Here is a 20867-nt window from a genome sequence, read left to right as displayed (position 1 = left end):
CCTTTGGTGTTGTGTTATAAACATGTCGCTATGAGTTTGTCACGTTGCAAGCGCTGCTGCTTGCCCCACTGCAGGCGCGCATTGATTTATGCCATTGATAATAGTTAACTGCAGCCAACACCGTGTAAAAACAAAACAGCACCACTGTTGGGAAGTAACCTTTGCACACATAAAGATAAATAGACAGAGCATCAATCACAACCCAATATAGCCAATTTTCCACTATTTTTTGTGTTAATAAATAAGTAGCTACAACACCAAAACAAGTCGTTAATGCATCAAGATAAGCAAAGTCAGCATAGGTATAATTATCCATGATAAATCCAACACCTAGTGAGACCGCCGTAGTGATACCTATCAGTTTGATATTTTTAGACAGCGACCATGAAGATACGGGTAATGAGTACTCTTGTGAGTCGTTAGCTTGTGCACCGAGTGCTTGACCTCGTCGCCATTGCAGCCAACCATAAACAGCCATAGCTAGATAAAAGAAGTTCAATAATGATTCCATCAGCAACGCACCATTGAAAAACAATATGGTGTAGATCAAGGTACTCAGGCCACCTGCTACCCAGCACCAAGCACTTTGCTGCATCGCTAGAAGCATATAGGCGACCGATAATGATACTGCCAAATATTCCCAAGCAGACATAGCTTGAAAACCACCTAAAATTTGCTGCAGTAGGGCTACTAACTCATTCATTTTTTACTTCTCAATTTGAACAAATAATCAAATTAAATCAAACGCTAAAAAGCACGTTCGACAAAAGGTTCAATCCCTGAAGCTTCACTTTGTGTTAGTGAGTGTGGGTATCGCTTACCCACTCCTTGTTTGGTGATTAATCACAACTTTAAATAAAAAAATCGCCCAAAATGAGCGATTTCACTAAATTCCAAATGGGATCATACCCTATAAAATACGATTTTGGTCTTTTTCAAAGCTAATTTCAAAATCATACCATTTGCATCAAACACCTGTGCAAGTTACAGCTAATAAGTGTTGATTAGCTATGGCCATATCACTTTGACAAGGTTACTGTCGGCAAGCAAAGAGTGAGACACCAAAATCTTATCTCCACTTGGATGGAGGCTAAATTCAGCATCCCAACTATTTTCAAATAACAGCTTTTGCTCTCGCTCCCCCGTGACAATATTGTATCTGTTTAGGTAGACGTTTAATTTCACGGGCTCAGTCCAATACACATAGTTGCCTTGCACACGCCAGTTTAAAAAATCAACGTGCTCAAATTGCAGTAGCGCTTTTCTAGTACCATCGTTTGCTTCTAACCAGAGTCGGTAGTCACTGTCAGTAACAAAACTCATGCCATTGGCAAGCTCTTTTCTTTCAGTCAGGCCTTTTTCAACTTTAACCTTTTTACCAGTAGACAAGTCATAGCGATATAACACATCCTCAACCCCTTCAAGCCTTGAATAATAAATGCTTTGTCCAGATTGGCTCCAATGGGGTATCCCAACTTGCTCTTCAACCAGACTTACTCGAGTAAATTGCTTAGATGCAATATCGAGCACAAAAATACGCTCTTCTATCTTGCCTGTTAATTTGGTGCCCTCAGAGTTCAGTGACAAGCGAGTTATAATATGGCGAGCATTAAACGTATGTAATATCTGCTCTTGGCCATTTTTATCTAAAGACTTGATATAGGCATGTTGAGAATTTTTACTCGTGAAGTAGATGCTATCCCCAGTATGGTCATAAATAGGATTGAAGTCGGCATTAGGATTTGGAAAGTGCGACAACGAGGTGATATCCGCTGTGCTGTAAGGGTTTTTTACTTCTAGACTATCTTTATAGTTCATATGATGCTGGCGCATGAACAAGCACTTTTCACCACACGAATAAAATGCATCATTTAAACCTGGCGCACTGTGTTGCTGCTCTGTCAGCTGTTCAGTTCTAGTATCGAAATAGAATACATCTCCTTTAAAGCTCGTAATAGCTAACTCTTGTGATGAGTTTTGTAGCCATACCAGATTCGATGCAAAAAAGCTTAGGTTTACCTCAGAGACAATATTTTGCTGCTCAAGATCATGTATAAGCAAATGATAGCGGCGCTCAGACATATTCCGAAGAACCGCAAGATGGCGTCCGTCAGGGGATAACTTGGCAGCATAATCACCACGGCCTTTAACAAACGGAAAAGTCACTTGCTGGATTTGTTTTTGACTGACCGAATAACTATAAATAGCGTTTTGTTTCAAACTATTATGACCGGATGAAGGGGCGCTTACATATAAAGTGTCATTATCTTTTCCAAACGACAGTAGGTATACATGTGCAAAGTTAAAGTGCAATAATTTAGCGTCTAGCAATCCTTTGTCATCATACTTGGCAATAAAGCTCTGCATCCCAGTTGGTGTGTCTTTGCTATACGCAACATATTGCCCATCATCAGAAAAAAATGCGGAAAAGTAGCTATTATTATCAAAGGATAAGCGGTGTACAAGCCCTGTAGTTAGGTTCTTGCGATAGAGCGCAAATGGGCTGTCATTATTTTCTCTATAAATAAACAATAAAGTGTTGTGTTTGGGGTGATAACTCCCGTTTATCTCAGAGCCCGACATCTGCGTTAGCAACTCAATATGTAGTTTATCGTCGTTGACTACCAATACATCCGATTGTTGGCTTTTCAAGATATACAGGTAAGCACCACTAAAGAGCAGTAAAAAAAGCCCAAACTGTAGCCACAAAAAATGCTGCCATTTGAGTTTGTGCTCAACCAAGTTGAGCAAGCTTAAAGAGCCTTTATGATTGTACTCACCAACGGCTTGAACGGGTGCAATCAATACATAACCTTGCATAGGTATGGTCTTTATATATTTTGGCTCTTTCGCATCATCTCCCAACGCAACGCGTATTTTTTTTACCACCCGTCGAATCGCGTCATCGCTCACCTGCCTATTGCCCCATACATTTTCTAGTAGCGCCTGTCGCGATACGACTTCCCCAGCGTGTTGTATTAGGAAGTACAAAAAAGCCAAAGGTAATGGTTCCAACTTGATGGATTGTTCGCCAAATGAAACGTCTCCCGATTGAAAGCATACCTGCTTATCGGCCACCTGGTAGTTGGGTGCATTTGTGAAACCTAATTTTAATTCTTCCATAATTCAAACAGTTAACGATATGACTTTTTGTGACTAACCCAGTCTACCGTTAAGTTCATAAACGGTCCATGGTTAATCACAAAGAAAAGTAGATGATGAGTAAAACACAATAATCACCTTGGAAAATTGTATGACTCATTCTTTTTTGCATATGCTTATCGCATTATTACTGTCATTACTTTGTACTCTGATACCTACTTTTTGCCACGCAAGTTCGCCACCTTTGGTTAAGGTAAAACCTGTTCAAACTTGGTCAAATGGTTTGGAACATCGCTTAAATTGCTTGGTTTCATTACCTTATCCAATCAAGATTTCCAGTGAGGTGGATGCCAAAATATCATTTGTATTACCGTCTGGCAGTTTTGCAAAGCAAGGGCAGCTAATTGCATCACAAGATGGCACCTATCTTGATTTTGAGCTAGCTCAGTTACAGCAAAAACAGCAAATTGAAAAGTTGAATATGGCGCATGCTGAACAAGAGTTTGCCCGTTTATCTAAGCTCAGCAAACAGCATGTATCTGATTTAGATCTCAACCAACTTGCCTTGCAAAGGGATACCGCCAAACTCAATTATCAGAATCTCGCTTCGCAAATTAAAGAGTTAAGCAAGCGACTAGGCAGCCTTGCGCATTATGCGCCTAGCGATGGTTATGTACTTCATACATTAGTATCACCAGGCGAGTTCATTACCAATGGCGCAGCAATCGTAGAATTTGCCACACAACAAGCAAAAGAGCTGACTTGTGAGTTACCGCATACCTTAATGGAGCAAAATGCGAGCCTTGCGCAGAATGAGTTTGTGCTAGATTCGGGAGAGCTGCTCACATTAGCGCGCAGTGCCGCCAATGTTGATAAAACGAGCCAAATGTTAAACCTTTATTTTTCCAGCCAGCAACAATCTTTTGCCAATTTAAAGCTTGAACAAAGACTACAAGTAACCATGCGCACTGCTGCAAGTGATCTGAGTATTATACCTGCCGAAAGTGTGATCCTCGCACATGGTCAAAACTATGTATGGCAAATTGATGAGCAACTTAAGGCAAGCAAAACCCCTGTAAAAATTATCAAAAACCTAGGAAAGGCATTTGTTGTTCAAGCTGCGCTGACAAACTCAAATCGCGTCGTGAGCCTTGGACAAAATGGTTTAAAGGAGCAAGGCACGGTAAAAGTGCTTAACGACCAAGCAAGTACACAAGCGTCGGGGGTGAACTAATGCCAAACCAGCTTATGATTACCAAAAGCAAATATGTGTCCGTGGTGATTGCTATTGCTGTGCTTATCTGTATTTTGGGCACCTTTGCAGGCAGTAAGCTTCCTAATGCTTTGCTACCGCCTATCGACCGCCCTGAAATATTAGTATTTACAAACTGGCCCGGTAAAAGTGCCCAAGAAATAGAGCAAACTTTAATAGCGCCACTTGAAAACACCCTTGCGGGTCTTGCTAATAACACCTTAATCGAAAGCAACATAGCCAACGGTGGCGCATCAACGCGGTTAGAGTTTAAAACTAATACCGATATGAATGAAGCCTATATGCAAACCTTGAGCAGTATTTCCCAAGTGCCCAATTGGCCAGCCAATGTTGCTGCTCCTTATGTGTTAAATCAGGCCAATGGTACGGGGGCTACTCTTGCCACAGCGATGCTTTACTCTGAGCAGCCTACCTCTAAGCAAGCATATATCGACGCATTTCGCCATATTGTGTACCCCGCACTCATCAAGGTTGAAGGTGTTGCCGGTATCGCAACTGCCAGTAACCCAATAGGTCAGCGTATAGATATTGAAGTTGATATGGATAAACTTGCGCAGCTGCAAATACCTTTGTCAGCACTTAGAGCACCACTGAGTTTATTAGCTGATCGCTCTGGCAGCACCCTCAAGCTTGGCGAACGCGAATATGAACTGCATTTTGCAGGTCAGCTCAGCACCGATGCACTTAATAACCTTGCGGTCTACAGCGCAGACTCCCACATCGTTCGCTTACAAGATATTGCAACGGTTCGTAAACGTATGGAACAAGAGTGGGGGTTTTCATCGATGTTTGGTAATAAAGCTTTTTATTTTCGTTTAGACCCAAGTAAAGATGTTAACGCACTCGCAACCGTGTCGGCCGTAAAAGACATTATTAACGATTTAAACCAAGGTCCACTTAAAGCACTAGGCATGACGCTGGCTTTGAGTCGAGACGACTCTAAAAGCATTCATAGCGCAATTAAACAAGTTTACATTGCGCTATTAATTGGGGTTTTGTTATCAACGGCAGTGCTATTTTACTTTTTATGCAACATAAAAACTGTCAGCTTAGTATTTGTGAGCATTCCAGTGTGCTTAGCTTGCGTATTGCTCGCCATGCTCGCGCTAAATTATAGTCTCAACGTGATTTCACTCGCTGGTATGGCGCTGTCGATTGGATTGTTATTAGACGCAGCAATCGTGGTGGTAGAAAGTATCGAACATAAAATCGAACAATCACCAGATACACCCTATCTCACTAACATCGCCGCTGCGGTTAATGAGGTGAAAAGCGCGATTTTATCCTCTACCTTTTCCAGTATTGTGATCTTTATCCCTATCTTGATGATTTCAGGCCCCGAGGCACAATTGTTTGAAGATTTGGCATTCACGATTTCAAGCGCCCTTTTTGCCTCTTTGTTAGTCGCCTTAGTACTTATTCCTATTTTAGCTCGCTACTTTGTCATTAAACCTGCAAAAAAGCTGGTTAAGCAGTCTGTCCGCAGTACAAAACTACTCACATTAAGTGCCACTAACACGCCGTTAAAAGCATTAACTTTGTTACTGGGTATCCCCTTGGCGATGCTGTGTATTTACTTTACCAGCCCCCCATTAGATGTATTACCAGCGCCTAAAAGCCGAGTCGCGCTGGCATTTATTAGTTATTCAGATCCCCTATCTCCCAGTGCCGTTGAACAACATATTGCCATCCCAGTGCTTGATAGGATCAAAGCTCAAAAAACTAACCCCGATGCACCAGATTATGAAGTAACAGGCATGTTTTGCTTCCAAGGTGGATGTTTGCTGTATTTTTATCCACCCGAAGAGTGGCAATACGAGGTATTCAAAAATTGGATATCAACGACGCTGACGCATGATATTGCAGGTACCCGAGTGTTCATAAACCAAGGTAATTTGCTCAGCTTTGCACTACCTAACAGCCGTCAAACGCAGCTGGATTTGCAAGGAGCATCACTAGAAACATTGCAAATACAGGGAAAGTCTTTACTTGAGAAGCTACAAACCCAGTTTCCTGACGCCAATATAGCGGCGCAAAGTGAACTGGATAACCAAAGTGCCCGCATTGCCTTTACACCTAAGTACGAGCAGTTAGTGCGCTATGGAATAGACAATGGCTTTTTAACTCAGCACCTACAATTACTTAGCCAAGGCGTTTATTTAGGACAGTTTGCAAGTGACGGTGAAAACCAACCTTTTTATTTAAAGTCGCTACAAAACGAAGACTTAGAACAGATGCTAGCCACACAAATTGTGATCCCTAACTTTGGTTTGGTGCCTTTATCAGAATTAGTGGATGCAACCTTTACCCTAGCCCCATCGAGTCTACTGAGAGTAAATCAACAAACCAGCGTATCGCTTAACCTATCTCCAAGCGAAGGCGAAACCGTTGGTTCCTTTTACGCAAAGGTAAGTGAGTATGTACATACACTACAACAAAGTAGTGAATTCAAAGGGCTATCAATAAAGGTAAGAGGTAGCGCAGATAAACTATCAACCTTTATTAAAGAGTTTTTAAATATGTTTAGCTTGTCTATGGTGATCTTATTATTTTTATTGTGGCTTGCACTGAACTCGTGGAAATTAACGTTTGCGGTCATCGCAAGTATGCCTTTGGCTATGGCGGGGGGTATGTTGTGCCTAAATCTACTTAATCTATTTAGTACGCAAAACCTCGATATGATCACCTTAATTGGCTTTATTATTTTAATGGGCTTGGTTATCAATAATGCCATTTTACTTGCGAACAAGTTTCAAGAGTGTTTGGCCCAAGGTCAGCAGCAACAAGAGGCTATTTTTAGCGCTATTCAAGCGCGTAAACGCGCTATTTATATGAGTACCGGTACAAGTATATTTGGTATGTTGCCGCTGATGCTCAACCCCGGTGAGGGCTCTGAAATTTATCGTGGCTTAGCCGCTGTTATTATTGGTGGAATGACATTTAGTGCGCTGTTTAGCTTGAGCTTTATGGCAGCGGTGTTGTCGCTGCCCATATTTCAATCCAAAACAGACTCGGTAAAACTAGCGGTTGCGGCATAACCTTGCCATAACGGTGATTACTAAAGCGAAAAGCCTTATCTTAAAGCGCGCTTATGCTGCCTTAAGGTAAGGCTCTTGGCCTTTATGTTTTGCATTGCGTTTAAAACTACCTTTACCCTTTTTCGCCTTTTCTACTTTTGCTTTAAATAATGTGCTGGTTACCAGCGCCTTTAATGCATTGTCTTTTATTTCACCACGATGATGATCGTGAGCATGTGTTTTTTTACTCATGGTAAACTCCAAAATTGTTTAATTTAACGCCAGTGGCGCGCTGCGATTATTGGCTGTTCGCTGTTAATATGCAAGTGTTTTTAATGGCAAGATAAAAATATTTTTTCTCTTTAAAAAACAAGGAGTTTAATTTTATCTTCAGGGAGTAAAACGACGTTTGTTAAGCTAAATGCAATCCACTTAGAGATACTGAGCTTCGTCAGCAAGACCACACTTGTAAGTTTGAGCATAACTCACTTTCTAATTGGTCTCGTCATTGTGAACTTGTTTCAGAACCCATCTCGTCATTCTGAACTTGTTTCAAAACCGAATCACCTTAAACAGGCTGTGCACTGGTTATTTAGCATAACTTTTTATGATGTTATAAAACTTACACATCCGACTGACTATACTAACCTCTACGAAGAAAAATGATGACACCACAGAGTCTGATTATGCCCAGCATTGTAACCTGTCATGGTATTACGCTGAACTATCAAGATGAAGGCGCGCTCGATGCTCCCGCAATTGTTTTGATTATGGGACTAGGCGCACAAATGACCGTGTGGCCTGACTCTTTTTATTATGGGCTGGTGGAAAACGGTTTCCGTGTTATCCGCTTTGACAATAGAGATACAGGCTTATCATCACAACTTGAGCATTGTGGTCGCCCCAGCTTAATAAAAGCTTGGCTCAGTCGGCGACTGCCAATCTCAAGCAAAGCCCCATATACCCTTGAAGACATGTGCCAAGACGTTTTAGAACTGATGAAAGCGCTAAAAATAAAAAAGGCTCACTTTGTAGGCGCTTCAATGGGTGGCATGATAGCGCAATTGCTTGCCGCCAAGCATAAAAAGAAAGTCCTCAGTTTAACCTCTATTATGTCGTCAAGTTCTGTGCCAGCACTGTCGCGTTCAAACTTAGGATTATTGTTGAAGCTTGTGCGCTTAAAGCCAACGGCACAAAATCAAGAGAGCGCCGTTGAATACCTCGTAAAACTCAATCAACTCATTGGGAGCCCTGATTACCCACAAGATGAGCAACTTCTTAAACAACAAGCACGTTTGAATGTATCGCGCGCGCACACCCCCGATGGCTTTAAACGCCAGTTAGTCGCGCTCACTCATAGTCAGTCAAAAGATCATTTACTGCAAAAAATAAAGGCGCCGACTTTGGTGATCCACGGCTTAGCCGATCCCATTATTCCGCTCTCGGCAGGACAAAAAACCGCGCAACAAATACATAAAGCAAAATTAAAAGTTGTGCCCGGAATGGGTCATAACTTCCCACCAGAGCTAATGAAAAAACTGACCAAATGGGTGAGCAAGCACGTTAGCAAAGCAGAGCGTAAACTGCTTGAGAAAAAGTTACGCAATAAACCGATTGGAGCTTAGTTGTTAAGTCACTCAAAACGCTATTTTTAAAAGTGCCTACCCTTCGATTGTCTAAATACTCGTAAGCCACCTCACTTATCCAAACTACTTGTAGTCACTGTCTAACACCTTATGCCATTTATGAGACCATTCGCGCAGTGGATTTAAGGTCAGCATAAGTGATTGGCCCATGTCGCTTAACTGATAACCTTGTTCTGTTTTATCAATGAGTTTGGCTTCGCTCAGTTGCTTAATTCGCGTGTTTAACACTGAAGGTGACATACCATCACATCGAGCCTGCAGTCCCCTAAAGCTCATTGGTTTATTATTTAATTCCCATAATATTCGCATATTCCATTTTCGACCAAGTAAGTCGAAAACGGCCATGATAGGCACGCCCGAAGTTGATCCGCGAACAGCTTGATTAGGTAAAGGTGTACTCATAATTATTGCGCTTCTAAAAAAGTAGCGGTATAGTTTTGCTACGAAATAAGTAGCACCACTATAACGCCCTAACAAGGAGAAAAGCAATGTTTCTAGTTGATATGACATTTGTAGATTTAGAGCAAATTACGCCAGAGCTAACCGAGCAACATAAAACGTATTTAGAAAAGGAATATAAGTCTAATAATCTGATGTTTGGTGGCAGAAAAATACCAAGAACAGGGGGCATTTTGCTATCAAAACATCAAAGCGAAAGAGCGCTTAGAGCCGTACTCAATGCAGACCCTTTTGTACAAAGCGGCCATGTAACATACTCAATCACAGAGTTTCTTCCAGTAATGGCCAGTGCTGACTATGCCCATATATTGCGCTAATAGATAGCCGCTACACTTGTCTAACCTCATGGCCAACACCTGCAACTTTGGGGGATTGGCTAGACATTTATTATTCTCAAGGTTCAGCCGTTGAAAATAAAAACTAAATAAACAGCCAAGGCTTGCGAACGCAACCCCCAATCCAATTCCGGCGTTTTTACACCCATCTTTAACACCTAGCACTCAAAATTATTAGACTGTTTTTATTGCGATAATAAAGAGCCGTTTTTTACTGCGTATCACGAGATGAATTTTTGCTTTTATAGAGCAAACCAGCAAGCAGTGATACGGTGCTCGCCAGCGATAAATTAGCCAATAAAGGCTAAAAATAAAAATTTAGCCAAATAAAGCTAAATTTGACTTATTAGCTATTTTTAGCTAATTTCATTGATTATCAAAATGACCTAAATCGACTGTTATAAGGATTTAAAGTGACAGCTGCCAACCCCACTATCGCAGTGATCAGCGGTGATATTATTAACTCTACTAAACTGACTTCTGAGCAGTTTGAACGGCTACTCTCACGAGTGAAGCAAACCCAGAAATGGATAAGTGTAGAGCACGCTGCCAATAGCCATAGCATTGAGCGCGGTGATGAGTTTCAAAGTCTCATATTCGATATTCAAAATGTGCTCAGGTACGCCATTCTTTATCGGGTTGGTATTAAGGCACTTGGCAAAGCCTTTGACTGTCGCATTAGTTTTGCCATTGCTGCAAATGCTTGTTTGCGAGATTCGGTGTCTGAATCCACGGGAGCCGCTTTTACTCTCTCTGGTCGAGGGCTCAAGCATTTAAAGCATGACCGCTTATTGTTTAGCTCTGACTGTGACGAACTCACCGCTCAGTTCGATTTACTTTTTAAGTACCTTGATAAACAACTCACAGAGCTTACCGCTCGCCAGTGCGAAGTGTTATTGCCCATGTTACAAAACAACGCGGCGCTATCTGTTAGCGATTTAGCACAACAGCTCGATATCGCCACTGCCACCGCCAGTAAATCGCTCAAAGCGTCCGGTTGGCCGTTGCTCAATGAACTTAATGTACGCTTTATCACTCAGGTTACGAGGCTCTATCATGGATGATTTTTTAGCTGTATTTATGCCTTTTTTGTTTATACACATGCTGGCCGATTTCTATTTGCAACCTAACAAATGGATTACAGAAAAAAAACAGCATACCTATCGAAGTGCTGCGTTATATTACCACTCAATTCTGCATGGTATTTTGCTGCTTATCCCGGCACTGATCTTAGGTTTAGATTGGCGCTCAACCTTGTGCTTGGTAACGATTGTCGCAATCAGCCACTTTGTTATCGACTGGTGGAAGGTAACAAAGGTAAATGGTGATAGTTTAAGTTATTTTGTAATCGACCAAGCTTTGCACATTTGCGTGCTCGCCATGATTGCCTTTCACATGACCGAGGGGCTAACAATAAGCAGCGTATTAGGTAATAAAAAATTCTCAGACATAGTTTTAATCGGTTTTGCTTATTTACTTGTACTCAAACCAACGTCTATCGTGATAAGCGCAGTATTAAAGAACTACCCAGTACCAGAAAATAATCCTTGTGCTGAAGGTATTGTATCGGGCGGTAAGCTGATTGGATATTTAGAGCGCGTATTGATACTCACTTTTACACTGGTTGGCAGTTACGCCGCGGTGGGCTTTGTATTAGCGGCAAAGTCAATTTTTAGATTTGGTGAGTTAAACAAGCAAGAAGGTCGCAGCATGACAGAGTATGTACTAATAGGCTCTTTGGTTTCTGTGGTATTTACAACGCTATTAGGCACTTTAGTATCGCTGGCTTTGGGTATAAAAATAAAGTAATTTACATACAATCACGCTACAACGGTTAATTACTGGGTTTTTCAGCTCAGGCTTTGCTTAAACTCATCCTTATATCGCCTTGATAGGTTGAGTTTTTTCCCTGATTTAAGGGTGATCTCACCATCGCCACTTGGTTGGTAGCTGATACTATCAACCGCGTTGTGGTTAACGCCGTAACTGCGATGGATGCGGCTAAACCCTTTTGCGCTGAGGCGCTGACATAGCTCGCCAAGCGTTGAGCGCAGTGGGTAAATACGTCCTTGGCTGTATAAGTTCACGTAGTTACCAGCTGATTCTAAATATTCAATATCGGCGACTTTAACTAAAAATTCTTTATCGAGCTTTTTCACCAAAAAGTGCTCTGGCGCTGCGCGTTGAGAGTCTTGCGCTTGCGCCTCTTGTTCACTACCTGCAATCACACTCGCCTCACCTTTTAGTCGAGCGTAAACAATTTGCGTGACGTTATACACCACCATCCAAATAACATATCCCCAAGCATCTTTGCGGTATTCATACCAGAACTCGCGCGCAAGAGGCCCAAAGTCATAATCGCCACCATTTATGGCATAACCCATTTCGCGTAATGTCACCATCAACAATATATGTAGGCTGGCAAAAACCACACTACCAAGCAGATGTACTAACAGTTGCTTTTTGGGTTGTGCAAAGTGCAGAGGAAAACGGCTAAAAAAATGAAATAACAATGGCAAAATAACCAACACACTCAAGGCACTCGTGTATTCCCAAAGAAATGGCTCCCAAAGCGCGATACTGGGCTCACCTTGGCGAGAATGCTCAGTCCAAACCGACAATGCATTAATAGTGTTGTTGATAAAAAGATACAGCGCCGCGGCAAAATAACCGAGCAGTACCCTATTGTTGTCTATTCGCTGCCAATTCAATTGTATTTATCCCTGTATTCCACCGTTTATCACTAAAAGCTTACCAGTCAGTCAGTTAGCTGTGTTTTAGCGCATATTACTTTGCCAAACTTTGAGCACCAATAACAGCAAAAGACGAGCAAAACAATGAACCAACGACGTTATGATATTGATGCCCTGCGCGTGCTTGCGTTTGCAGTGCTTATTTTATATCACATCGGTATGTACTATGTAGCCAATTGGGGGTGGCATATCAAAAGTGCCACCACGTATGAATGGCTGCAAGATGTGATGATCCTCACAAACCCGTGGCGCATGTCGCTGCTATTTTTTATCTCGGGTGTTGCTTTAGCGAATGCTTTAGCGAACGCTTTAAACAGTCATAAATATAGCGTAGTAAAACTCATTGCTTTGAAAAGTCGCCGATTATTTATACCCTTACTATTTGGCATGTTTGTGATTGTCAGCCCTCAGGTTTATTTTGAGGCATTGAGTCAAAACCTTATCGAACCTGGCTTTTGGCAATTTTGGCTCGCCTATATCAACCCCGCTACAACTTTACTTAGAGAACATCACTCTGCCATAGGTTTATTGACATGGAATCACCTATGGTTTTTGCCCTATCTATGGGTGTATAGCATCATTGCGCTTTTGTTTAAACAGCCACTCATTTTATTTGCCAATACACGCAGGTTAAAACAAGTGCCTTTGGCCGTTATGGTGTTATTTTGCGTGGCCGCGTTAATCGCAATTTGGTGGGCGCTCAGTGCCAGTTATCCAAAAACCCATGACTTAATTAATGACTGGTACAACCATGGCAAATACTTCTTCGTCTTTTTGACAGGCTTTGTATTTGCCATACAACACAATTGGTGGCAAAGCGTTATTAAACATCGGGTTATTATGCTGGCAATGGCGCTGTGTTGTTACGCATTTATCATTGCCGACCGCCATGGCGTTTGGGCAACACTTGCCAGCCTGTATCAAACTAACCTGTCGGTTAAATTATTGTATGCCATGATACATGGGGCGAATCATTGGCTGTGGATGTTTACTGTGGTTGGTTTTGCAGGTTACTACCTCAATCGAAAAAACACGCTTATCAACTATGCTAATCGCGCCGTTTTACCCTATTACATACTCCACCAAACGCTGATTATTGTATTTGCCTGGTGGTTAAAAGGATTAGTAATACACCCCACCATCGAATCACTTATTTTGTTATTACTGACTGTTGCTGGATGCTACTTAGGCTACGAACTGATAAAGCGAAGTGTGGTGTTAAGCATGCTATTTGGTGTAACCAAAAAAGTACCGAAGTCAGCTATTGAGCAACCTCCTCACTTAGCAAGCCCCAATTAGGGGCTTGCGATGCACTTGCCAATAATTCACCGCCATAAGGGCCGTATCAAAGCTGTATCAACACCTAATGACGGAACAGCTTTTACGGTATTACAGTGAATTCGCCGTACAAAAAGCGCAACTCACCTCACTAAATTTTTAGTAATTGTTGCAAGAGTTACTCTTTATCAATTAACTACCTTGATCTTATTTAAACTTTTTTCTCAACTATTCCTCTTTATATGCAAATAACACTTCGTTATACCGTTTCATTACTTGTGAATATATTGTATACAATATATTGTTAGCGATGAAAGGTTAAAGCCAAACATAATAATTACAAGCTCTAATGGAGATCTAACCATGTCTAACAATACCTTTAACTTAAATCGCCTTACTCTTTGCATGGGGGCTATCGCAGGCTTTGCGATAAGTGCACCGACTTTGGCACAAACCGATTCAATAGCGGAAGAAGCTGAAGTTATTACTGTCACAGGTTCTCGGATTAAACGCCAAGAGCTCACCACCAGCTCACCTGTCACGGTATTAGATAAAGTTGCAATAGAACGTTCGGGCGTCAGTACCGTTGGTGAATTGTTGCTGCGCTTGCCATCGGTTGTTGGTAGCCCAGCAAGCCCGCGCTCTGGCGGTAATAATAACGGTGCAGCGACAGTGCGCTTAAGAGGTTTATCTTCAAACAACACCCTAGTACTTATCAATGGTCGTCGTGTAAGTACCCGTGGCGTTAGCTCATCGGTAGATTTAGAAACCATTCCTTTTGATGCCGTTGAACGCGTTGAAGTGCTCAAAGATGGTGCGTCCGCTGTATATGGCTCCGACGCCATTGCTGGCGTTGTAAACCTTATCATGCACTCTGACTACGATGGCCTGAAAATCAATTTAGAAGCGGGTGAAAGCCGCCATGGTGATGCGGGGCAAAAGCGCGTGTCATTTACCTTTGGTGGCAATACCGATAAAGCCAACTGGTTAGTCAGTGCCAGCCACTTTAATGATGATGGCTGGATGCGCCGCGACAGAGACATCAGTAGTGAAGCCGATTTACGCCGCTTTGGTGAAGCAGGTACCAATTTACGCTCAAGTAAAAGCCCTCGCTCGTGGATTTTTTCAACCGATTATGAGCGCTTAGGCGTGACAGCTGTAGATGGTGCAACATGGAGCCCAACCACCGGCTATGATGTGAACGACTTTAGGCCGTTTAATGGTTATTGGTCTGATACGCCATCAGATGGTGCACACTGTGGTGCCAGTGCCCTGTGTGATAGCTTTAACTACCATGACTATGAAACAGGCTCTAACGAATATCAATCCACCACAGTGTGGGTATCTGGTGAATACGAAATAGCGCCAGACGCATCGCTATTTATGGAATATAACTCGGCAGATGTTAATAGCATTAACTATTTTGCCCCAGGTGCACTGGAGTTTGGCGATAACATCATTGTGTCTAAAAACAACCAATACAACCCATTTGATGAAGATGTGATTGTACAGCGCCGTATCACTGAAAATGGTATTTTACGCCCAAGGGATGCAGACTCAGATGTTGACCGCTTTACCTTTGGCTTAAAAGGCAGCATTGAAGATTGGGATTATGACTTTGTATATAGCCACCAGCGCAGCAAGGTTGTTGAAACCCGCGGTAAACAAATGTCATTGGCACGCTTGCGTGCAGCAGCGGGTGATTCACAAACTTGTCTTGATCGCGATGACGGCTGTGTACCTTTAGATTTAATTGGTCCGTATGGCTCGGTTAACCAAGAGATGATGAACTACATTTTCGCTCACAAGCCCACCAGCATCTACGACAATACATTGCGCTTTTTGAACGCTAATATCACCGGCGCCCCCTTTGAGTTACCTGCTGGCCCTGTTTATATCGCAACGGGTGCAGAAGTGCGCTGGGAAGATGCCTCTGTCAGCCATGATGTGGGTTTAAACACTGGCGATGTAGCCTTTATTGAACAAGTATCTGACACCACCGCTCCGACTCGAAAAATAGAAGAAGCCTACCTTGAGGCAGTGCTGCCACTACTGAGCGATATGCCACTGGTTGAATCGTTAGAACTGGAGCTTGCCGTGCGATATTCTCGTTATAGCGACTTTGGTAACACCACCAATCCCAAAGTTGGTCTAAAGTGGCAAGTAAATCCCGATTTATTAGTTCGTTACAGCTACAGCGAAGGTTTTAGAGCACCCACTTTTGGTGAACTATACACACCCAGCCAAAAAGGGTTTGTAAACGATACTGACCCATGTACCACAGATAACTGGTCAAATTTGCCTGGTTGTAGTGTAAGGGCACCGGGAGATTTAGGATATACAGCGAAAACTGGCGGTAACCAAGACCTAGAAGCGGAAGAAGCCGAGTCTTTCACTACGGGTTTTGTATGGACACCTGAGTCACTGGTTGATGGCCTCTCTATCACCTTTGATTATTGGAGCATTGAACAAACCAACGTGGTAGCCACTTATGGCGCAACCCGCAAAGTGTCTGAAAATGCTGCCAATCCAGCACTTTGGTCAAACACCGTGATCCGAAATCCAAACTCTGGTGCCATTGTTGAAGTCAGAGATATCTATGAAAACGTTGACCGTCGCGAATTATCAGGCTGGGAAATTGAGGGTCGTTACGATATCAAAGATACCCAATCAGGCAACTACAGCTTGCAGCTGGGCGTTTCTAAACTCAAAGAGTGGGTTGATATTGAGATTCGTAGCGGTGAAGAAAACCGCAATGATGCAACTGGATTGGTAACAAACGGCGCTTCATACCCCGAACTTAAAGTCAGTGGTGCACTAAACTGGACGTTAGATAATTGGAGCGCAAGTTGGAATGTAAGCTACATCGACAGCCTAGTGGATGATGACAACGATATGGTTGAACGCCCTAAGGTGGATGACTACTTTAAGCATGATTTACAGCTGAGCTACCAACTACCAGATTTTTGGGAAAGCAAACTCACCTTTGGTATTGATAACGTATTTGACCAAGATCCACCGATTTTAGCGTCTACTGTAGATGGCGGACACGATCCTTCTACATACAGCGCTAGAGGTCGTTACTTCTACGGTCGTATCAGCTTTAATTTTTAGGTTGTAATACAGCACTGCTGTACTATCAAATTGTTGGATGGCGCCTTAGGCTTATCCAACCTACATGCATATCCCTGTAGGTTGGATAAGTGGCAAAGTCACGCCATCCGACATTAAATTAGCATCATAGTGAAGTTACGAGTTAACGTATCGCTTATTCTGCTCACTACGTCATTCGTGCCTTGATCCACGCTTTCACAGGCTCCACCCACACCTTAACAGGTCGATAAAACGCGCCATGCGACAGCCCTGTATTGATCTCTATTTCTTCAAAAGAGCGCGTTTGGGTACTTTTTTTATCGAGGTCGGCACAGCTTCCTGATTTATCAGACTTTTCGTATATCGACAGCACATGACCATACACTTTAATGTCGGTGTGTTTTTTCCAAATCAAGCGCCCGCAACCAGCCAAAATTACCGTATTGACAGCCAAGTCTGACAACTTATCCGATGCCAGTCCGGTAATAAAAGCACCACGTGAAAAACCAACTAAAGTGATATGCTCAGGCTTTACGCCTTTTGCAACCAAAGTGCGAACTTGCCTATTGAGCTCATAGGCATAATCAAATGGGTCGGTATTCTTTGCCCTGTGATGCGCTATTAGCGTGTAGCTATCGTCGGCTAAGGCTTGCTTAACTGCGGGAAAGTCGTACTCCCCCCAACCATTTTTTGTTTCCACAGGCTTTGGGTTATCCCCCTCTACAATGTAGCCATGCGAGTAAAAAACAAATTTATCGTTTGCAGCTACCGACTCAGGTATGGCGTCGAGGATAGTCGCAGCTGAAGTGTAAAATGACACAATCGCGCCAAATAAACTAAGAATAAGAGAGCTGTTTTTCATATAGTTACTTCATTTTATAGTCTATTCTTTGTTGTTTTTGTATATCCAATACAACCCCTGTACAGCGGTGGTTGGGAATGCTGTTTCATGATTAGCCTCTGGGATCACCAATAATTTCGCTTCCAGATGTCAATTTTCTTAGCTTGCAGCAGCTCATAAAAAGCTTTTGCATCACCAACCATGTCATTATCCATATTGGCTTTGGGTTCTCAAATGGTAAGGATGTTTGTACGCTTACTGTTTGCCACTGTTTAGCAACATCAACTTGTACAACATGAAGATAACGAGCGACCAAATGAAGATTGTTAAAGGCACCATGGTGGTCACTCACATACACCCCACCTTGAGCTGCAACTAAGTTATTTGCACATCGCTGTGAGGACATCATGCATATCGCGTTATTTGGTAAAAAAGTAAGCCCTGTTCGCAAAGCTCTACCAACCCTCGGTTTATCAGTGTATCGACGCTTGAATAATCAATTTTGTCGGCATATTGACTGGTCGTATAAAAGCATGGGTTGCTTTTGTCTAAAAACATGAAATGATAGTTTTTATATAACTGAGACATCTGTACTGGCGTGCTCAACCGTGACATGCTTTCCCCCCCTCTACTTGCAGCATATAATAGTGCCCACCGACAAACCCTGCTTGTTCTAAGCGCTGCTTAATCATCTCCAAATGCCGCTTGCGGTTTGACAATGCGACAACTAAGTTAAAATATCTCTGCCCATTTTGCGCTTGCTTACTGATGAGGTTGTTAAGTACTAACACACAAATATCGACATGTGACGTATACGCCAATGCTTTATCGGTGAAAAGCTGAGCAAGTTTTTGCTTAACCTCAATGGCAGCCGACTCATCAGTATCTAAAGTCATATACAGTTGGTAATGTCGCTGCTGTTCTTGAGAACCTTCGGCTTGGACAAGAGACGTTCGTGCCAAAGAAGGATTTGCTGCGCTATAAACAGTTAGACATACAATAAATGCAAAACAACAGCACGCCAATGTTAAGCCTTTTACAAAATAACCAATCATGATGTTTATTTGAGCCCCATTCATCAGCTATACCTCAAAATACCAAACTAACGATATTTATTCAGTCTCAAATTTTCGCTGTTCTTAAAACTTTGCGCGCAAAAACAAGCTTGCTAGTATGGTAACACCAAGCCAACTTTGGCGCGTTAAGGATATACCATGCACAACACGCAATTTACAATCAAAACGATGAGCAAAACCGATTTGGCACTCGCTGTTGAATGGGCCGCGCAAGAAGGATGGAATCCGGGGCTCAGTGACGCCGACTGTTACTACGCAGCAGACTCGAACGGCTTTTTAATGGGCTACTTAGGGGGTGAGCCTATCGCCTCTATTTCCGTGGTTAAATACAACAATGAGTTTGGTTTTTTGGGGTTTTATATCGTTAAGCCTGAATATCGTGGCCAAGGTTATGGTTGGCAACTCTGGCAAGCGGGTCTTGAGTATCTAAAGGGCTGTAATATTGGCCTTGATGGTGTGCTTGCGCAGCAAGACAATTATAAAAAGTCAGGATTTAAACTGGCTTATAGCAATATTCGTTATGAAGGCAAAGGCGGTGCAATCGCTCCCGCTAATCCAAACATCGTGCCGCTATCAGAATTACCGTTTGAGCAGCTCTGTCAATACGAGGCTGATTTTTTCCCAGTCGAACGCCCACGTTTTTTACAACAATGGATCACACAACCGGGTTGCTATGCGCTGGGCATCTTAGAGCAAGGTCAACTAGCAGGTTACGGTGTTATTCGTCCATGCCAAACAGGCTTTAAAATTGCACCTTTATTTGCCGATAGTAGTGAATTGGCCGATTCTTTATTTTTAGCCTTAAGTGCGAAAGTCTCTGCTTCTGAGGCTATTTTTCTGGATGTACCAGAGGTAAATGCGAAGGCGCTTGCTTTGGCGCAGCACTATGAGATGCAACCCTCATTTGAAACCGCTCGAATGTACACAGGGGATAGTCCGGATTTACCACTGGCACGCATTTTTGGTGTTACGTCATTTGAAATAGGCTGACCAAACTCACGATTCAATGCACCGAAAAAGGCCTTAAGCAGCGCTTAAGGCCTTGGCAGATTTACAGCAAAGCTTGATTATTCAGAAAGTGACTCAGCTGGCGTTTCATCTTGTTTTGGTTTGCTAATAAGCTGCTCTAGCTTGAGATCAGCCAAGCTATCATAGGTTGCTTGTGATACTTCAAACCAATAAGGCAAGTCAGTGCGTTTTACAAAGCGGCTATCATTTTGCTCTGTAAACGCAAACGTGTATTGCTTGCCATTATTGCCTATCACACTCAACTGCTCGCTTGGTTCGTACTGCTGTGCTGATACAGTAATAAAACTAAGCTGTGAGAAGGTATCAGCAACGCTTTGCACTTTTTGGGAGTCAATTTCCTGCTCACTATCTTGCGGTGTTATTGACGTTGCCAACTGCCATTTTTTATTTTGCTTTTCTAACACTAAAGAGTTGTGTTCAATACGTGTTATATCACCTACAGCAAGCGATGATTTATCCAGCCAAGCATCTGCATCAGCACTCACTTGATAAGCGCTAAACTCAACACTGTACACGTCATCTTGCTCGCTATTACGTACATATAGCTTTTTAAAACTCGGTGATTTACCCAGTAGTAGTGTTTGCTTGGTGCCATCACTTAAGGTGTAGGTTACTTGTTTGACAAAGTTATCTTCAGCCACGGTAAACCGACTATGACTGGCTTTTGAGTCAACCACGGGCCACACCGCTTTTAGTGCACTAAGTTGATTGATAACCGTATTAACATGAGTGCTATTCAAAGCCAGTTCAGGGTAGCTTTCTAAATACCAATCAGCGTCTTTTTTATGCAGTGAAAGTTGCTTATCTCCTTGTTGAATATCAACTTGGGTTATGTTCTGCGCGTCCAGCGACAGTATCGGCGTAGTCACAAATTCACCTTGCTGAGCATCTTTGAAATATAACCACCCAGCGACCGTCAGTTGCAGTGCCAGTAACGCAAATAAACCATTTAAGTATTTACTCAT

Annotated in this window: 18 protein-coding genes; 9 read left to right on the top strand and 9 right to left on the bottom strand. The window is 42.5% G+C overall.

Annotated elements, in window-relative coordinates:
* Nucleotides 1-28: 28 nt before the first annotated feature.
* A complete protein-coding gene (gene pnuC, locus HC733_RS02385) occupies nt 29-703 on the bottom strand; it encodes a nicotinamide riboside transporter PnuC (RefSeq protein ID WP_238937409.1) in 675 nt (224 codons plus the stop codon).
* A 305-nt stretch (nt 704-1008) separates the two neighbouring features.
* On the bottom strand, nt 1009-3123 hold the full coding sequence (locus HC733_RS02380) for a winged helix-turn-helix domain-containing protein (protein ID WP_190363463.1): 2115 nt from the start codon (nt 3121-3123) through the stop codon (nt 1009-1011).
* Nucleotides 3124-3253: 130 nt separating this feature from the next.
* On the opposite strand from HC733_RS02380, the gene HC733_RS02375 reads away from it, so the two are divergent.
* Together HC733_RS02375 and HC733_RS02370 are read left to right on the top strand one after the other, a co-directional pair.
* The gene (locus HC733_RS02375; protein ID WP_190363462.1) at nt 3254-4336 is read left to right on the top strand and encodes an efflux RND transporter periplasmic adaptor subunit; all 1083 of its coding nucleotides are present in this window, start codon (nt 3254-3256) and stop codon (nt 4334-4336) included.
* A complete protein-coding gene (locus tag HC733_RS02370) occupies nt 4336-7413 on the top strand; it encodes an efflux RND transporter permease subunit (protein WP_190363461.1) in 3078 nt (1025 codons plus the stop codon). The genes HC733_RS02375 and HC733_RS02370 overlap by 1 nt, the downstream gene beginning before the upstream one ends.
* A gap of 51 nt (nt 7414-7464) precedes the next feature.
* Here HC733_RS02370 and arfA read toward each other — a convergent pair whose 3' ends face one another.
* Complete coding sequence (arfA, locus tag HC733_RS02365; protein WP_190363460.1) at nt 7465-7644, bottom strand: ribosome alternative rescue factor ArfA; 180 nt, start codon at nt 7642-7644, stop codon at nt 7465-7467.
* 434 nt (nt 7645-8078) lie between these two features.
* Between arfA and HC733_RS02360 the strand changes: the two genes are divergently transcribed.
* Complete coding sequence (locus tag HC733_RS02360) at nt 8079-9017, top strand: alpha/beta fold hydrolase (RefSeq protein ID WP_190363459.1); 939 nt, start codon at nt 8079-8081, stop codon at nt 9015-9017.
* Nucleotides 9018-9101: 84 nt separating this feature from the next.
* Here the strand turns inward: HC733_RS02360 and HC733_RS02355 are convergent, their stop codons facing one another.
* Complete coding sequence (locus tag HC733_RS02355) at nt 9102-9440, bottom strand: winged helix-turn-helix transcriptional regulator (protein ID WP_190363458.1); 339 nt, start codon at nt 9438-9440, stop codon at nt 9102-9104.
* Nucleotides 9441-9526: 86 nt separating this feature from the next.
* On the opposite strand from HC733_RS02355, the gene HC733_RS02350 reads away from it, so the two are divergent.
* The 3 genes from HC733_RS02350 (at nt 9527) to HC733_RS02340 (ending at nt 11641) form a co-directional block, all read left to right on the top strand.
* Entirely contained in the window at nt 9527-9814 is a 288-nt protein-coding gene (locus HC733_RS02350; protein WP_190363457.1) for a YciI family protein, read from the top strand.
* 431 nt (nt 9815-10245) lie between these two features.
* Nucleotides 10246-10896 carry a hypothetical protein gene (locus HC733_RS02345; RefSeq protein WP_190363456.1) on the top strand — a complete coding sequence of 217 codons (651 nt, stop codon included), beginning with the start codon at nt 10246-10248 and terminating at the stop codon, nt 10894-10896.
* Complete coding sequence (locus HC733_RS02340; RefSeq protein ID WP_190363455.1) at nt 10889-11641, top strand: DUF3307 domain-containing protein; 753 nt, start codon at nt 10889-10891, stop codon at nt 11639-11641. Before HC733_RS02345 ends, HC733_RS02340 begins: the two co-directional genes overlap by 8 nt.
* Before the next feature lie 41 nt (nt 11642-11682).
* Here the strand turns inward: HC733_RS02340 and HC733_RS02335 are convergent, their stop codons facing one another.
* The gene (locus HC733_RS02335; RefSeq protein ID WP_194709947.1) at nt 11683-12543 is read right to left on the bottom strand and encodes a LytR/AlgR family response regulator transcription factor; all 861 of its coding nucleotides are present in this window, start codon (nt 12541-12543) and stop codon (nt 11683-11685) included.
* A gap of 126 nt (nt 12544-12669) precedes the next feature.
* Here HC733_RS02335 and HC733_RS02330 point away from each other — a divergent pair, with 126 nt between their 5' ends.
* Together HC733_RS02330 and HC733_RS02325 are read left to right on the top strand one after the other, a co-directional pair.
* Nucleotides 12670-13884 (top strand): acyltransferase family protein, encoded by a 1215-nt coding sequence (locus HC733_RS02330; protein WP_190363454.1) that lies wholly within the window; start codon nt 12670-12672, stop codon nt 13882-13884.
* Between the two features lie 342 nt (nt 13885-14226).
* Entirely contained in the window at nt 14227-16977 is a 2751-nt protein-coding gene (locus HC733_RS02325; RefSeq protein ID WP_190363453.1) for a TonB-dependent receptor, read from the top strand.
* Nucleotides 16978-17143: 166 nt separating this feature from the next.
* Here HC733_RS02325 and HC733_RS02320 read toward each other — a convergent pair whose 3' ends face one another.
* From HC733_RS02320 to HC733_RS02310, 3 genes are all read right to left on the bottom strand, one after another.
* Nucleotides 17144-17818, bottom strand: coding sequence for an alpha/beta hydrolase (locus HC733_RS02320; protein WP_190363452.1), 675 nt, complete (start codon nt 17816-17818; stop codon nt 17144-17146).
* Between the two features lie 91 nt (nt 17819-17909).
* Complete coding sequence (locus tag HC733_RS02315) at nt 17910-18206, bottom strand: hypothetical protein (protein WP_190363451.1); 297 nt, start codon at nt 18204-18206, stop codon at nt 17910-17912.
* A gap of 193 nt (nt 18207-18399) precedes the next feature.
* Nucleotides 18400-18876, bottom strand: coding sequence for a hypothetical protein (locus HC733_RS02310; RefSeq protein WP_190363450.1), 477 nt, complete (start codon nt 18874-18876; stop codon nt 18400-18402).
* A 135-nt stretch (nt 18877-19011) separates the two neighbouring features.
* Between HC733_RS02310 and HC733_RS02305 the strand changes: the two genes are divergently transcribed.
* The gene (locus tag HC733_RS02305; RefSeq protein ID WP_190363449.1) at nt 19012-19863 is read left to right on the top strand and encodes a GNAT family N-acetyltransferase; all 852 of its coding nucleotides are present in this window, start codon (nt 19012-19014) and stop codon (nt 19861-19863) included.
* A 77-nt stretch (nt 19864-19940) separates the two neighbouring features.
* On the opposite strand, the gene HC733_RS02300 is transcribed toward HC733_RS02305, so the two are convergent.
* Nucleotides 19941-20867: a DUF4340 domain-containing protein gene (locus HC733_RS02300; protein WP_190363448.1), complete on the bottom strand. Its 927-nt coding sequence runs from the start codon at nt 20865-20867 to the stop codon at nt 19941-19943.

Origin of the sequence: Pseudoalteromonas sp. S16_S37, from assembly GCF_014694405.1 — a bacterium.
In the GTDB taxonomy this organism is placed as follows: domain Bacteria; phylum Pseudomonadota; class Gammaproteobacteria; order Enterobacterales; family Alteromonadaceae; genus Pseudoalteromonas.
This window is presented reverse-complemented; position numbering and strand designations above follow the sequence as displayed.

Bases quoted from the DNA above. Each gene is read 5' to 3' on its own strand.
- pnuC (WP_238937409.1), bottom strand. From the start codon at position 703: ATGAATGAGTTAGTAGCCCTACTGCAGCAAATTTTAGGTGGTTTTCAA.
- HC733_RS02310 (WP_190363450.1), bottom strand. From the start codon at position 18,876: ATGAATGGGGCTCAAATAAACATCATGATTGGTTATTTTGTAAAAGGC.
- HC733_RS02355 (WP_190363458.1), bottom strand. From the start codon at position 9,440: ATGAGTACACCTTTACCTAATCAAGCTGTTCGCGGATCAACTTCGGGC.
- HC733_RS02325 (WP_190363453.1), top strand. From the start codon at position 14,227: ATGTCTAACAATACCTTTAACTTAAATCGCCTTACTCTTTGCATGGGG.
- HC733_RS02330 (WP_190363454.1), top strand. From the start codon at position 12,670: ATGAACCAACGACGTTATGATATTGATGCCCTGCGCGTGCTTGCGTTT.
- HC733_RS02315 (WP_190363451.1), bottom strand. From the start codon at position 18,206: ATGATGTCCTCACAGCGATGTGCAAATAACTTAGTTGCAGCTCAAGGT.
- HC733_RS02360 (WP_190363459.1), top strand. From the start codon at position 8,079: ATGCCCAGCATTGTAACCTGTCATGGTATTACGCTGAACTATCAAGAT.
- HC733_RS02350 (WP_190363457.1), top strand. From the start codon at position 9,527: ATGTTTCTAGTTGATATGACATTTGTAGATTTAGAGCAAATTACGCCA.
- HC733_RS02340 (WP_190363455.1), top strand. From the start codon at position 10,889: ATGGATGATTTTTTAGCTGTATTTATGCCTTTTTTGTTTATACACATG.
- HC733_RS02320 (WP_190363452.1), bottom strand. From the start codon at position 17,818: ATGAAAAACAGCTCTCTTATTCTTAGTTTATTTGGCGCGATTGTGTCA.
- HC733_RS02375 (WP_190363462.1), top strand. From the start codon at position 3,254: ATGACTCATTCTTTTTTGCATATGCTTATCGCATTATTACTGTCATTA.
- HC733_RS02380 (WP_190363463.1), bottom strand. From the start codon at position 3,123: ATGGAAGAATTAAAATTAGGTTTCACAAATGCACCCAACTACCAGGTG.
- HC733_RS02300 (WP_190363448.1), bottom strand. From the start codon at position 20,867: ATGAGTAAATACTTAAATGGTTTATTTGCGTTACTGGCACTGCAACTG.
- arfA (WP_190363460.1), bottom strand. From the start codon at position 7,644: ATGAGTAAAAAAACACATGCTCACGATCATCATCGTGGTGAAATAAAA.
- HC733_RS02370 (WP_190363461.1), top strand. From the start codon at position 4,336: ATGCCAAACCAGCTTATGATTACCAAAAGCAAATATGTGTCCGTGGTG.
- HC733_RS02305 (WP_190363449.1), top strand. From the start codon at position 19,012: ATGCACAACACGCAATTTACAATCAAAACGATGAGCAAAACCGATTTG.